Source organism: Pandoraea commovens (assembly GCF_024704525.1).
Lineage (GTDB): Bacteria > Pseudomonadota > Gammaproteobacteria > Burkholderiales > Burkholderiaceae > Pandoraea > Pandoraea commovens.
Map to the genome: position 1 here is coordinate 4,875,753 of NZ_CP102780.1, position 14,120 is coordinate 4,889,872.

A 14,120-nucleotide genomic window follows, 5' to 3' on the forward strand; every position below is an offset into this window, starting at 1 on the left:
ATGCCCCATTCATTTGCTTCTTAGGGGCAATGTAATAGTCGCTTCCTGCCACGAAGATGACGCGACCATTACATGAATGTAATCCAAGGGTCATTCATCCGAAAGTGGTCACTCCATAGCATGACCTCCATGCGTCGAACCGTGCCGCCCAAGACCAAAGGCGGCTCTAAAGACGACTTTCAAGTTATCTATGGAGGATTTCAGGCCATGCCGCCTCGTTCGCCCTTTGTAATCGCGCCCCCACTGGGCCTGTCTCGTCGGCGTTTTGTTCAGGGGCTGGCCGCTGGCGGCGTCCTGGCCGGGCTGTCCACCCCGGCGCTCAGGGCATTTGCCCAACAAGGCTCCGCGACGCGCGGTGCCGCCCCTGTGCTGAAGGGCACCGAGTTCGACTTGGTGATCGCCGAATCGCCCGTGAACTTCACGGGCAAGCCAGGCGTGGCTACGACCATCAACGGCTCGCTGCCGGCACCGACATTGCGTTGGCGTGAGGGTGACACCGTCACAATCCGTGTGACCAACAAGCTGCGTGAAGCCACATCCATCCACTGGCACGGGATCATCCTGCCGTATCAGATGGATGGCGTGCCGGGCATCAGCTTCAATGGCATCGCTCCCGGCGAGACCTTCACGTACCGCTTCAAGGTTCAGCAAAGCGGCTCCTACTGGTACCACTCGCACTCCGGCTTCCAGGAACTCACGGGCATGTACGGGGCGATCATCATCGACCCCGCTGGTGCCGAGACCATCCGCGCCGACCGTGACCACGTGCTGCTGTTCTCGGATTGGACCGACGAAGACCCGATGCGGGTGTTCACCAAGCTCAAGTCCCAAAGCGACTACTACAACTACAACCAACCTACCGTCTTCGACTTCTTCCGGGACGCCTCGCGCGACGGCATGGCCGCTGCGATCGACAAGCGCAAGATGTGGAACGAGATGCGGATGAATCCGACGGATCTCGCCGATCTGTCTGCCGCCACGCTGACCTATCTGGCCAACGGCGTCACCCCCGCCGGCAATTGGACGGCGCTGTTCCGACCGGGTGAGCGCGTGCGGCTGCGCATGGTCAACGGTGCGGGCAACACCTTCTACGACGTACGCATTCCCGGACTGAAACTCACGGTGGTGCACGTCGATGGTGTTGACGTGGAGCCGGTGACGGTCGATGAGTTCCGATTCGGTCCGGGCGAAACCGTCGATGTGATCGTCCAGCCACGGGATGACGCTTACACGATCTTCGCCCAGGCGATGGACCGGACAGGCTACGCGCGGGCCACGCTGGCCGTGCGTGAAGGTCTTCAAGCTCCCGTGCCTGCCCTCGATCCGGTCGAATGGCTGACCATGAACGACATGATGGGCAGCATGATGGGGGGCATGGACCACGGCGGGTCCGGCCAAGCCATGGAGATGACGGGCATGACGGGCATGACCGGGATGACCGGGATGACCGGGATGACCGGGATGGGCTCGGGTTCGATGTCCGGGATGGATCATGGGGCGGTGGCTGGCATGAATCACGGCGCCATGAACCACGGTGGCATGGCGATGGATCACAGCCAACACGCCGCGGCGGCGGGGGGACTGGCCGTGCCCAGCACTACTGCTCGCCACGCTCGCACCGAGTATGGTGCCAGCACGGACATGCGCGTTGACATGGCGCGCACCAACCTCGATGACCCCGGCATCGGACTGCGCAACAACGGTCGGCGAGTGTTGACCCTCGCGGATCTGCATACCCCGTCGGGGCCGCTGGACAAGAGAGGCCCTGGCCGGGAGGTCGAACTGCACCTCACGGGCAACATGGAACGCTACGCATGGTCCCTGGACGGGCTGGAGTTCGGAAAGTCCACGCCGGTGCACTTCAAACACGGCGAGCGGCTGCGGGTCATTCTGCACAACGACACCATGATGACCCATCCCATGCACCTGCACGGCATGTGGAGCGAGCTGGAAAGCCCCGACGGTCGCTTCCTTGCGCGCCGCCACACCCTGCCGGTGCAGCCGGCACAACGCATCAGCTTCCTGGTGACAGCCGACGCGCTCGGCCGCTGGGCGTGGCACTGCCACCTGATGTTCCACATGGATGCCGGCATGTTCCGCGAAGTCGTGGTGTCTTGAACCCAGCGCACAAGGAAGACCAAGAATGTCCAAAGCACTCCCCACTCGCGCACTGGCCACGACGCTTCTGGCCCTGGTAAGCGTCGCCGCCCAGGCACAAGCACAGAACGACCATGCAGCGCACGGCCAGGCCGACGCTCAAACGGCCGCGCCATCCACTCAGACCGTGGCTCCTGCCGCCGACCCGCACGCGGGTCACGCGACGTCGGCGAGCGGCTCGACCGCGGCCCCGGCCATGGATCACGGCAACATGCAGATGCAGGGCGGGTCGGCGCCTCCTGACGCCCGCGATCCGCATGGCTACTCCAATGGCCTGACATTGGGATCGGGCGACTACGCCGTACCCGGTGTGCCGCGGCTGATGCTGGCCGACGAACACAGGTTCTTCTCGTTGCGCGGCGAAACCCTGGAACGCCGCTTCACGCGCAAAGGGGACGATTCCACGGCCTACGACCTCCAGGCTTGGTATGGGACGACCTACAACAAGGCCGTCGTGAAGGCCGAAGGCGATATCGCCAAAGGAAAGCTCGAAGAATCGCGTACCGAGCTTCTCTGGGGGCACGCCGTCGCACCGTACTGGGACACCCAGCTCGGCGTTCGGGTGGATAACGGAGAAGGCCCGAGCCGTCAATGGTTGGCTTTCGGCATCCAGGGCCTCGCCCCCTACTGGTTCGAGCTGGAGGCGACGGGCTACGTGGGAAGTGGCGGACGTACGGCGCTGCGTGTCGAAGGCAGCTACGAGCTGCTGCTGACCCAGCGACTGATTCTGGAGCCTCGTGCCGAATTGCAGTTCTATGGCAAGGACGACCCGGAACGCGGTATCGGCAAGGGCTTGGCCGAAGCGTCTGCTGGCTTGCGCCTGCGCTATGAATTCAGTCGCCAGTTCGCTCCCTACATCGGCGTGGAACGGGCGGGCAGCTTCGGACGCACAGCGGACTATGTGCGTGCCGAAGGTGGCCGCGCGCAGCAGACGCGCTGGGTGGCTGGCGTGCGATTCTGGTTCTAGAACCTTGTGGGTTTGATCATCTGATGAGAGGCAATCTATGAACATGCACTACGACAGAAGCCAGGGCAAAGTGCCGAGACGCCAAGCATTGATCGCTGGCTTGTTGGTGATGGCACTCGCAGGACCGAGCCTGGCGCAGAGCCGACCGATCGCCAAGGTGTGGAAGGACCCGAGCTGCGGTTGCTGCAAGGACTGGGTCTCACACCTGCAAGGCGCAGGCTTCGATGTGCAGGTTCTTGACACCGGGAACACGGCAGCGCGCACGCGGCTGGGCATCCCGCAGAAGTACGGTTCGTGCCACACGGCGCAGATCGGCGGCTATGCCATCGAGGGTCATGTGCCTGCCTCGGACATTCAACGCTTGCTGCGCGAAGCCCCGCAGGCCATCGGCCTCGCGGCGCCAGGCATGCCGGTCGGTTCGCCCGGCATGGATGGTCCGGCCTATGGTGGACGCAAGGACGCCTACGACGTGCTGCTGATCGGGAAAAACGGTAGTAGCACGGTCTATCAGTCGCATCTCTGACCATCCATCAACTCTTTTCCGTGGAGATATGCCATGCAGCATCAGCACACACAGACCCCCAGCGATCGTCCCCGGTTCTGGCGATCGCGCTACGGCGTGGCGTTCCTCATCATCGCCGCTGTCGCCGCGTATTTCCTGCTCAAGGAGCACACGGCACATGTTGCCGGCTATCTCCCCTTCCTGCTGCTGGCGGCTTGTCCGCTGATGCACCTGTTCATGCACCGTGGTCACGGCCACGGCGGACACGATCATGCCGCGCGTCAGGGTGAGGAAGGTGCCGCAGCCTCCAAGGAGCAGAAGCAATGAGTCGAGGCACTCGCACCGTGCGAGCACGCGACGCCGCGCTTGTCTCCTTGCGCGCCTGCGGCCTGCTGCGATCACCAGACACCAACAGTTAACGGCGGAGGGCACTTGTCACTATGAATTCACCCAGCAAGTCTTCAGGACATGAGCACGCAGGCATGGCGGCGGGTGCCACAACGTCCGGCCCGCATACCCACCACCATCACGCCAGCCATGCTGGAAGTGACGACGCGGGCGGGTCCTCAAGCCACACGCAGCCCGATGCCGCGACGCGAGATCCGGTGTGTGGCATGGCGGTCACGGCGGCGTCGGAGCACCGCTCCACGCACTTGGGGAACACGTACTTGTTTTGCAGCACCGGATGCAAGGCCAAATTCGACGCCGATCCGGCGCGATATGCCAGCGGTGACGCGGGCATAGGCACAGGCAGCGGCCATGCACCGCATCACCATGCCAGCACCGCAGTTTCACCGGCCCCGGCGGCATCGCCAACCGCGCCCGGAACCATCTACACCTGCCCGATGCACCCGGAGATCCGCCAGGATCATCCGGGAACCTGCCCCAAGTGCGGGATGACGCTTGAGCCTCTGCTGCCCGACCTCGATGACGACAACCCGGAGTTGCGTGACTTCTCGCGTCGCTTCTGGTGGACCTTGCCGCTGACGCTCGTGGTCCTGGCGCTGGCGATGCTGGGCGAGCGGCTGCACCTGATGGACATGGCTACACAGAGCTGGGTCGAGTTGGTGCTGTCGTTGCCGATCGTGCTGTGGGCCGGCTGGCCCTTCTTCTCCCGCGGCTGGCTGTCCGTGGTCAACCGCAGCCCGAACATGTGGACACTGATCGGCCTGGGAACGGGTGCGGCATTCATCTACAGCGTTGTGGCAACCGTTGCGCCGGAAGTGTTTCCAGCTTCCTTCATGTCCATGGGACGGGTCGGCGTGTATTTCGAGGCCGCCGCCGTCATCATCTCGCTGACACTGCTCGGCCAGGTGCTGGAACTCAAAGCCCGCTCCCAGACTTCGGCGGCCATCAAGTCGCTGCTGGGGCTGGCGCCCAAGACCGCACGGCGCATCAATGCGGACGGCAGCGAGGAAGACGTGCCGCTCAGCCATGTGCACGTCGGCGACCTGCTGCGCATCCGACCCGGCGAGAAGGTGCCGGTGGATGGCATCGTGCACGAGGGCAGCAGCTCGATTGACGAGTCCATGCTGACCGGCGAACCGCTGCCCGTCAGCAAGCGCGTGGGCGACAAGGTCATCGGGGCCACACTCAACACCAGTGGCGCGCTGGTCATGCGTTCGGAGCGGATCGGCTCGGACACCGTTCTGTCGCAGATCGTGCAGATGGTCGCCCAGGCGCAGCGTTCCAAGGCGCCGATGCAGCGCATGGCCGATGTCGTTGCCGGCTACTTCGTGATGGCCGTCGTCGCCATTGCGGTCACGACGCTCTTTGTCTGGGGATTCTTCGGGCCGCAGCCCACCTGGGTCTATGGACTCATCAATGCGGTGGCCGTCCTGATCATCGCCTGCCCGTGCGCGCTGGGTCTGGCCACGCCGATGTCGATCATGGTCGCAACGGGCCGTGGCGCCACGCAGGGCGTGCTGTTCCGCGATGCCGCGGCGATCGAGAATCTTCGCAAGGTCGATACCCTCGTCATCGACAAGACAGGAACCCTGACCGAAGGCCGACCTGCTTTCGATCAGGTCGTCGCAGCGCCCGGCTTTACGAACGATGAGGTGCTGCGTCTTGCGGCCAGCCTGGACCAGGGCAGTGAACACCCCCTGGCCGACGCCATCGTGCAGGCCGCGCGTGCCCAGGGCCTCCAACTCGTGAAGCCTCAGACCTTTGAATCGGGAACGGGCATCGGCGTGCGCGGGAAAGTTGAGCACCGGCAACTGGCGTTGGGCAATACGGTGCTGATGGAGCAGTCTGGCGTGTCGGTTGAGCCGCTCGTACCCCAGGCCGAAGCCCTGCGCGGCGAAGGGGCCAGTGTCATGTATCTGGCTGTGGACGGGCAGCTCGCGGGCTTGCTCGCCGTATCCGATCCGGTCAAGGGCAGCACCCCCGAGGCCCTGGCCGCGTTGAAGGCTGCGGGCCTGCGGGTCATCATGGCCACCGGGGACGGGCAGACCACCGCCAAAGCCGTCGGTGCACGCCTGGGCATCGACGAGGTGCATGGTGAAGTCAAGCCGGCGGACAAGCTCATGTTGATCGAACGTTTGCAGAGAGAGGGCCGCATCGTCGCCATGGCCGGAGACGGCATCAACGATGCGCCGGCCTTGGCGAAGGCAGACGTGGGCATCGCCATGGGAACCGGAACCGACGTGGCGATGAACAGCGCGCAGGTCACGCTGGTCAAAGGCGATCTGCGTGGCATCGCTGTCGCTCGCTCGCTCTCGGTGAGTACCGTGCGCAACATGAAGGAGAACCTCATGTTCGCCTTCTTCTACAACGCGCTGGGCATCCCCGTCGCCGCTGGGGTTCTCTATCCCCTCACGGGCTGGTTGCTGTCGCCCCTGATCGCAGCATTGGCGATGAGCCTGAGTTCGGCATCGGTCGTAGGCAACGCCTTGCGGCTGAGAGCGACCCGACTGTGACCAAGACATCTTTCAGAGCCAACAGGAGCCTGCTATCGACCAGCGAACCGTTTCTTTCGTTCCACGCCGTTGCAAAGGTGCAAGCCTTATCTCGGCATTTCGTTCTTAAACCACACCTCACACATCCAGGTAGAAACTTCTATGACCCGTTCAGGTTTCATCGCCAAGCTCGTCGCGCCGATCGCTGCTGGTCTGTTCGCCACCGCCGCATTCGCGCATCCTTCGCTGGTGTCTTCAACGCCGGCCGACAAGTCGCAGGTTTCCGCGCCAGCCACCATCGAACTGAAGTTCTCCGAGACGCTGGTGCCGCAGTTCTCCGCCGCGAGCCTTGTCATGACTGGCATGCCGGGAATGGCGAGCAATGGCCCGATGAAGATCAACGCCCGCGTCGCGGCTGCCGGCGACGGCAAGACCATGGTCATCACGCCGGCACAGGCGCTCCAGCCCGGTGACTATCGCGTCGAATGGCGTGCCGTCTCCTCGGACACGCATCCGATCACGGGTAACGTCACCTTCAAGGTGAAGTAAGCCCATGGCCGGGGATTGGTTGACCATCGTCCTGCGCCTGGCGCTGTATCTGGACCTGGCGGCGGCGTTTGGCGTCGCCATGTTCGGTCTCTATGCTTTGGGCAACGACGAGCGATCCTCGACGATCTCGCGCCGCTATCGCGTCCTCATTGGCGCATCCGCTGCCATCGGCATTGCCCTGTCGATGTGGGGCATGACGGTCATGGCCAAGGCCATGTCCGGTGCCCAGAGCTACGCGGAGCTGTCAATGCACGTCTTCGACATGCTCATTACGGGCACGCACATGGGCATCGCCTGGTGCATTCGCATCCTGGCGTTAGTGACGTGTGTGCTCATCGCCGTGTTGCGCATGAATTCAACACTGCGTTTTGCAGCGATGGCCGCTTCCAGTGGTGTGGCGTTGGCGACCCTTGCATGGGCGGGACATGGCGCCATGGATGACGGCGTGCGCGGATACATTCATCTCGCTTCGGACATCACGCACCTCTGGGCGGCCGGTGCCTGGGTAGGCGCATTGATCGCGTTCTTGGTGCTTGCGGCGAACAAACCAAATACCGGGCAAGGCTCAGTAGAGATCCTGAGCCGAACATCCAATGGTTTCGCTCGGATAGGTACTGTGATCGTGGCGGCACTCGTCGTGACCGGAGCCCTGAATTACCTGTTGATCGCTGGGCCATCGCTTGATCCGCTCTTCTCAACGCTCTATGGCCGCCTGCTCGTAGGAAAACTCCTGTTGTTCGGAGGAATGCTCGCGCTGGCGGCAGCCAATCGGTTTCGACTGAGCCCAAGTCTGGAGGCGGCATTGAGAACAGGCAACCACGCACACGCGGTCGTCAAGCTACGGCAGAGTCTGTTCACGGAGGCGACATTAGCCGTTCTGGTTTTGGCGAGCGTTGCGTGGCTTGGCATCCTTTCTCCCAACGGCACCTAATCCTTGACTGGCACCAAATGACAGCACATGAATTGAATGTAATGCACGGGTAAGCGATCTGTAGATCGCGCGCTTCTACATTTAACGGCGCGGCGCAAGTTGTCGTCGTTTTCACAAAGGAGTCGATCATGAAATCGCAAATTGTCATTGCCGCCCTGTTGAGCGCCCTCTCCGTGCCTGCCTTCGCCGGTCATGCAGCAGCCCAGGCAGCCAAGGAGATGGTTCCGCTGGCTGACGGGGGAACGCTGTACGTCTTCAAGGATGGAAAGATGGCACAGGAAAGTCGCTTCGGACGCGCCGTGTATCAACCCATCGGCGCCTCAGTGGCGACGAAGGACGGGCGGAACATTGCCATTACCAGCAATGAAGTTGCTCGCCTCAGCTCGCTGCTTGAACAGGAGCACGGCGGGTAATTCGCGCGATCTGCTGATGCCTCCCAATGGCGTCAGAAAGAAGTCCCAGCGCCTGTCCGATTCGGATAGGCGCATGGCCTTCGGTGACTACCCCGGACAGAAGATTCAATGTGTAGGTTCAGATAACACTTAATAGGAGATTGATTTGTGGAGCTTCGTCATCTACGGTGTTTCCTCGCTGTAGCAGAGGAGCTTCACTTTGCCCGCGCTGCCGAGCGGTTGCACATCGACCAATCTCCGTTATCTCGCACCATCAAGGAGTTGGAGGAAGAACTCGGCGCACGCCTGTTTGTCCGCACCACTCGCAGCACACAACTGACCCGCGCTGGACGGCTGTTTCTGGAGCACGTTCAGCGAGTCTTTACAGTGCTGGAGCAGGCCCGCGATAGTGTCAAGTCCGCCGCCAACGGCTTTTGCGGCCAGTTGCGTATTGCCTTGTCCGATGGCGTCACGCCTTCGCGCCTGCCGGCATTGCTGGCGCGCAGCCGCGAAGAGGACCCCGAGGTGGAAATCCGATTGTTCGAGGTGCCTTTGGATCAGCAGATCAAGGGGCTTCATAGCGACCTGTATGACGCGGGCTTCTCGATGGCAGGGGATGCAGGTGATGGCATCATCGTCACTCCTGCATGGGAAGACGAATTGATGGTGGCGGTACCAGCCCGCCATCCGGTGCTTGCCTTCAAACAGATCCCGCTGAAGGAGGTGTTGCGCCATCCGCTGGCGCTGGGCGACCCAGCAGTGTGCGAAGGCCACGCGCGCCAGGTCGATCGGTTCCTACGCACATGCGGACAAGAGCCGCTGATCGCGCAGCGCGTGGCGACCTTCGACGTGATGATGACTTTAGTCTCCGCCGGCTTAGCATTGGGCTTGGCGGGCGAGGCGCACATTGCTTCCAGCCGCGAGCCGGGAGTCGTGGCCCGGCGCTTGGCGGGCAAGCCGACTATGCTCATGACCTATCTGCTGCGCCGCGATACGGAGCCGTCCGAAATGCTGGCTCGATTTATCGAACGAGTAGATTTTATTGATTCGGCTGATGAACTCGGCATCCCCGAAGACCTTCCACGCGACCGATAGTAGGAATAAGGCTATGAACAAAGTGATATTGCTGATATTGGTCACTGCACTGCCTGCATGCGGTCCTTCTCAACCTTCGGAAACCGTGGATGCGCTCGTAGCCAATCCCGAACGCATCAAAGAGATTCAACGTCAATGCAAGGAAGACCGCGCGAAGGTTGGCGACGAACTATGTCTGCGTGCTGCCGAAGCCGCCAAACGGCGATTTTTCGGTGATCGGCCAGAGCAAAAATCCAAGTAGGTTATCTCTCGGTCGCTTCGCTGCGACGAAGTTCTCGCTGTTACCTCACTACGCCGCAATGCGCTCGCGCTTGCGGCGTTTTTATTGCTTTCGCCACTAAAGGAAATCTGACTTTTTGGGCCTAAATTGCCGCCACATCGGCCTTTGACCGACCTGCGCGAACGCCTTGATCCTCAGTGCTGCGGCACCTCTGTGTGTCGTGATCGGAGGCGAGGTTATGCAAGGGACGAACGTGCTGTTCGGTCAGATCGCCGTGGTATTCGGCATCGTGATCGCCGGCGTGTGGGGCGCCACACAATGGACAGCAGCCGCCCTTGGCTATCAAGTACGCCTTGGCTCGCCCTGGTTCGACTTCCTTGGCACGTCGATCTACCACCCCTGGAAACTGTTTGAGTGGTGGTTCTTCTTCGATGCCTACGCGCCGCGCGTGTTCGATACCGGCGGCGCCATCGCCGGTGCCAGCGGCATGGTCGCCGTGGGCGTTGCCATCGCCATGTCGGTCTGGCGCTCGCGCCAAGCTCGACTCGTCACCACCTACGGCTCTGCGCGCTGGGCTAACGCGCAGGACATTCGCAAGGCGGGCCTCACGCAACCAGCCGGCGTGTTCCTCGGCCAGCACGATCACCAATACCTGCGGCATGAAGGCCCGGAACACGTCCTGACCTTCGCGCCTACGCGCTCGGGCAAGGGCGTGGGCCTCGTGGTGCCGACGCTGCTTTCCTGGCCTGCATCCGCCGTCATCCACGACATCAAAGGCGAGAACTGGCAGATCACCGCAGGCTGGCGCTCGCGTTTCTCGCATTGCCTGCTGTTCAACCCGACCGATGCGAAGTCGGCGGCCTACAACCCGCTGCTGGAGGTACGGCGCGGCGCGCATGAGGTGCGCGACGTGCAGAACATCGCGGACATTTTGGTCGATCCCGAAGGCGCGCTGGAGAAGCGCAACCATTGGGAAAAGACCAGTCATGCGCTGTTGGTTGGGGCCATCCTGCATGTGCTCTACGCAGGCGAAGACAAGACGCTGCGCGGCGTCGCCAACTTTCTGTCCGACCCGGCCAGCCCGTTCGAGCTGACCTTGCACCGGATGATGACCACGCCGCACCTCGGCGATGGGCCGCATCCGGTCGTCGCATCGGCGGCGCGTGAAGTCCTCAACAAGAGCGACAACGAGCGTTCCGGCGTGTTGAGCACCGCCATGTCGTTCCTCGGCCTGTACCGCGACCCGACGGTGGCCGAAGTCACCTCGCGCTGCGATTGGCGCATCGCCGACCTGATAGCGGCCGAGCATCCGGTGTCGCTGTACCTCGTGGTGCCGCCTTCGGATATTTCGCGGACGAAGCCGCTCATTCGCCTGATCCTCAACCAGATCGGGCGGCGCCTCACCGAGTCGCTCGATGGCTCCGATGGCATCGAGCGCCGCCACAAGCTGCTGCTGATGCTCGATGAGTTCCCTGCGCTGGGGCGCCTGGACTTCTTCGAGACGGCGCTGGCCTTCATGGCGGGCTATGGCATCCGCAGCTTCCTCATCGCGCAGTCGCTCAACCAGATCGACAAGGCGTATGGGCAAAACCACTCCATCCTCGACAACTGCCATGTGCGCGTGACGTTCGCCACGAACGACGAGCGCACCGCCAAACGGATCTCCGAGACGCTGGGCACGGCCACCGAGCTGCGCGCCCAGCGCAACTACGCGGGCCATCGGCTCGCGCCGTGGCTGGGCCACCTGATGGTGTCGCGCCAGGAAACCGCGCGCCCGCTGCTGACGCCGGGGGAAGTCATGCAGCTTCCGCCCGACGAGGCCGTGGTGATGGTGTCCAGCGTGGCGCCGATCAAGGCGAAGAAGCTGCGCTACTACGCGGACGCCAATTTCAAGCGTCGCGTGCTGCCACCGCCCGCGCTGGCGGGCGGGCAGTACGCCGACGCGCCGCCATTGCGGCCCGACGACTGGAGCGGGTTGGCGATTCCCTCCGTGCCCACCGCACCGGCCGCGGCCTTCGCTGATGGCCTGGGTTCCGCCGATGACGGCGGCCCACGCCGTCAGCCCGAACTCTCCGAAACCGTCGCCTACGACCCAGAGCTGGCCGCGCCTGCGGCCGACCTTGGGCTGCTCGATGACGACGACGACCTGCCGCTCCCCCTTCCGCGCCAGCTTGATCCAGCCATGCAGCGCACGGCCCGGCTGGCTTTCCTCGACCCCAACGACGGAATCGAGCTATGAGCCACTATCGCCTCAACCTGTTCATCCAGCCGGAGCACGCCAAGCGGCTCGATGAGCTGGCCGCCAAGAAAGGCGTGTCCAAGTCGTCCATCGTCGCGGCGGCGCTCGCATCGTGGCTGTCGCCCGATGCCGCCGACCAGCGCGAGGCGGCCATTGCCAAGCGGCTTGATCGCCTGTCGCGGCAGGCCGAACGCATGGAGCGCGACCAGAACATTGCCATCGAAACGCTGGCGCTGTTCATCCGCTACTACCTGACCGTGAGCACGCCGGTTCCCGAGGCGCACCAAGACGCGGCACGCGCGCAGGGCAAAGCGCGCTTCGAGCAGTTCACCGCGCAGCTTGGCCGCCACCTGCTGCGGGGCCGCAGCCTGGTGCGCGACGTGGTGGAGGAACTGCATCCCGACCTGATGCGAATGGAAGACGCGGCGGCAGCCGCGCAAGCGCAGGAGCGTGCGTCATGAGCGCCGTTCCGCAGTCCATGAGTGCCACGTCGCTCGACCGCCGCATCCAGATGCTGCGCACGGCGATGGGGCCACTGATCGCCGCCGCGCTCGAAGACCCGGACGTGGTGGAGGTGATGCTGAATCCCGATCGCACCCTTTGGGTGGATCGGCTTTCCAGTGGACGCGCGCCGATGGGCGTGGAACTGCCCGAGGCGGACGGCGAGCGAATCATTCGCCTGGTCGCTGCCCACGTTGGCGCAGAAGTCCATCGCGGCCAGCCGCTGATGTCCGCCGAGTTGCCCGAAACGGGCGAACGCTTTGAGGGCATCTTGCCGCCGGCAGCGCCGGGGCCGGCCTTCGCGCTGCGCAAGCGCGCCATCGGCGTTATTCCTCTGGAGCGGTACGTCATCGACAGGATGATGACCAGCGCGCAAGCGGGCTTTCTCGTTCGCGCCGTGCGCGAGCGCCAGAACGTGCTGATCGCCGGCGCCACCAGCAGCGGCAAGACCACGCTCGCCAATGCTTTGCTCGCCGAAATCGCCGCCACTGGCGACCGCGTGCTGGTGCTCGAAGACACGGTGGAGCTGCAATGCGCGGCCCGCGACCACGTTCCCCTGCGCACCCGCGCAGGCGTGGTGTCGATGACCGAGCTGGTGCGCTCGTCCATGCGCCTGCGGCCTGATCGCGTCGTCGTCGGCGAGGTGCGCGGTGCCGAGGCGCTGGATCTCATCAAGGTGTGGGGCACAGGCCATCCGGGCGGCATCGCCACGATCCATGCCGGCTCCGCGCTCGGCGCTCTGCTGCGCCTGGAGCAACTGATTCTCGAAGTGGCGGTGAATCCGCCCCGTGCGCTGATCGCCGAGGCGGTCAACGTGGTGATCCACATCGCCGGACGCGGGCGCAAGCGCCGCATCGAGAGCATCGCCCGCGTCGTCGGCTTCGACGGCGTGGGCTACCAACTGGCGGACGCGCTGGAAACGCCGTTTCCCGAGCTGCCGCCACGTCCCGATGCCGCACCCGCTGCGGCGACTTCCCCATCCCCTGACTCACTTGGAGAACTGCCATGACGCAGATGACCATTCCTGCTTTCCGTTTTTCTGCAAATCCGGCTTTGCGTCTTGCACGGCTGCGCTGCCTGGCCCGCCCTGCGGGGCAAGGGCTGCTGCTGGCCGCGCTGCTGCTGTTCCTGGCCGGAACCGCGCAGGCCGCCGGTTCCTCGATGCCGTGGGAAGGCCCGCTGCAATCCATCCTCGAATCCATCCAGGGGCCGGTGGCGCGCATCGTCGCGGTCATCATCATCATCGCCACGGGCCTCGCGCTCGCGTTCGGCGACACGTCCGGCGGATTCCGCAAGCTGATCCAGATCGTCTTCGGTCTGTCCATCGCGTTCGCCGCGTCCTCGTTCTTCCTGTCGTTCTTTTCGTTCTCTGGCGGGGCTGTCGTATGAGCGGCCCGGACAGCTTCGCGGCAGGGTTCGAGGTGCCTTTGCACCGCTCGCTCACCGAGCCGATCTTGTTGGGCGGCGCACCGCGTACGGTGGCGATTGCCAACGGCACGCTGGCCGCCGCCGTCGGGCTGGGCCTGCAACTGTGGATTCCTGGCGTCGTGCTCTGGATCGTCGGCCATTCGCTGGCGGTATGGGGTGCGCGCGTCGATCCACAGTTCATGGCCGTGTTCGCCCGGCACATCAAACACCGCCCGCTGCTGGACGTGTGAGGTGATGCC

At 63.7% G+C, this 14,120-nt stretch carries 15 protein-coding genes; all 15 read left to right on the top strand.

The features are described 5' to 3' along the window. The first annotated feature begins 207 nt into the window (after nt 1-207). The 15 genes from NTU39_RS21925 (at nt 208) to NTU39_RS21995 (ending at nt 14,111) form a co-directional block, all read left to right on the top strand. On the top strand, nt 208-2,118 hold the full coding sequence (locus NTU39_RS21925) for a copper resistance system multicopper oxidase (protein WP_079742344.1): 1,911 nt from the start codon (nt 208-210) through the stop codon (nt 2,116-2,118). 25 nt (nt 2,119-2,143) lie between these two features. Continuing rightward, the gene (locus tag NTU39_RS21930) at nt 2,144-3,124 is read left to right on the top strand and encodes a copper resistance protein B (RefSeq protein WP_005408883.1); all 981 of its coding nucleotides are present in this window, start codon (nt 2,144-2,146) and stop codon (nt 3,122-3,124) included. Between the two features lie 43 nt (nt 3,125-3,167). Next, nucleotides 3,168-3,647, top strand: coding sequence for a DUF411 domain-containing protein (locus NTU39_RS21935; protein ID WP_444511772.1), 480 nt, complete (start codon nt 3,168-3,170; stop codon nt 3,645-3,647). A 33-nt stretch (nt 3,648-3,680) separates the two neighbouring features. Continuing rightward, nucleotides 3,681-3,953: a DUF2933 domain-containing protein gene (locus tag NTU39_RS21940; RefSeq protein ID WP_006226242.1), complete on the top strand. Its 273-nt coding sequence runs from the start codon at nt 3,681-3,683 to the stop codon at nt 3,951-3,953. Between the two features lie 155 nt (nt 3,954-4,108). Beyond that, on the top strand, nt 4,109-6,547 hold the full coding sequence (locus tag NTU39_RS21945; protein ID WP_228257848.1) for a heavy metal translocating P-type ATPase: 2,439 nt from the start codon (nt 4,109-4,111) through the stop codon (nt 6,545-6,547). Nucleotides 6,548-6,688: 141 nt separating this feature from the next. Then, nucleotides 6,689-7,075: a copper homeostasis periplasmic binding protein CopC gene (gene copC / locus NTU39_RS21950; protein WP_257958558.1), complete on the top strand. Its 387-nt coding sequence runs from the start codon at nt 6,689-6,691 to the stop codon at nt 7,073-7,075. A gap of 4 nt (nt 7,076-7,079) precedes the next feature. Then, a complete protein-coding gene (copD, locus tag NTU39_RS21955; RefSeq protein WP_057386256.1) occupies nt 7,080-8,006 on the top strand; it encodes a copper homeostasis membrane protein CopD in 927 nt (308 codons plus the stop codon). Between the two features lie 128 nt (nt 8,007-8,134). Continuing rightward, on the top strand, nt 8,135-8,419 hold the full coding sequence (locus NTU39_RS21960; RefSeq protein WP_057386255.1) for a CopK family periplasmic copper-binding protein: 285 nt from the start codon (nt 8,135-8,137) through the stop codon (nt 8,417-8,419). Between the two features lie 147 nt (nt 8,420-8,566). Next, nucleotides 8,567-9,493, top strand: coding sequence for a LysR family transcriptional regulator (locus NTU39_RS21965; protein WP_049098552.1), 927 nt, complete (start codon nt 8,567-8,569; stop codon nt 9,491-9,493). 13 nt (nt 9,494-9,506) lie between these two features. Next, nucleotides 9,507-9,734 (top strand): EexN family lipoprotein, encoded by a 228-nt coding sequence (locus tag NTU39_RS21970; protein WP_016451559.1) that lies wholly within the window; start codon nt 9,507-9,509, stop codon nt 9,732-9,734. A gap of 217 nt (nt 9,735-9,951) precedes the next feature. Continuing rightward, entirely contained in the window at nt 9,952-11,952 is a 2,001-nt protein-coding gene (locus tag NTU39_RS21975; protein ID WP_130534009.1) for a conjugal transfer protein TraG, read from the top strand. Continuing rightward, complete coding sequence (locus NTU39_RS21980) at nt 11,949-12,413, top strand: ribbon-helix-helix protein, CopG family (RefSeq protein ID WP_057380746.1); 465 nt, start codon at nt 11,949-11,951, stop codon at nt 12,411-12,413. Before NTU39_RS21975 ends, NTU39_RS21980 begins: the two co-directional genes overlap by 4 nt. Continuing rightward, the gene (gene trbB / locus NTU39_RS21985; protein ID WP_057386253.1) at nt 12,410-13,462 is read left to right on the top strand and encodes a P-type conjugative transfer ATPase TrbB; all 1,053 of its coding nucleotides are present in this window, start codon (nt 12,410-12,412) and stop codon (nt 13,460-13,462) included. The genes NTU39_RS21980 and trbB overlap by 4 nt, the downstream gene beginning before the upstream one ends. Next, complete coding sequence (locus tag NTU39_RS21990) at nt 13,459-13,842, top strand: TrbC/VirB2 family type IV secretion system protein (RefSeq protein WP_003103996.1); 384 nt, start codon at nt 13,459-13,461, stop codon at nt 13,840-13,842. Before trbB ends, NTU39_RS21990 begins: the two co-directional genes overlap by 4 nt. Then, nucleotides 13,839-14,111 carry a VirB3 family type IV secretion system protein gene (locus NTU39_RS21995; RefSeq protein ID WP_008786754.1) on the top strand — a complete coding sequence of 91 codons (273 nt, stop codon included), beginning with the start codon at nt 13,839-13,841 and terminating at the stop codon, nt 14,109-14,111. The genes NTU39_RS21990 and NTU39_RS21995 overlap by 4 nt, the downstream gene beginning before the upstream one ends. Nucleotides 14,112-14,120 lie beyond the last annotated feature (9 nt).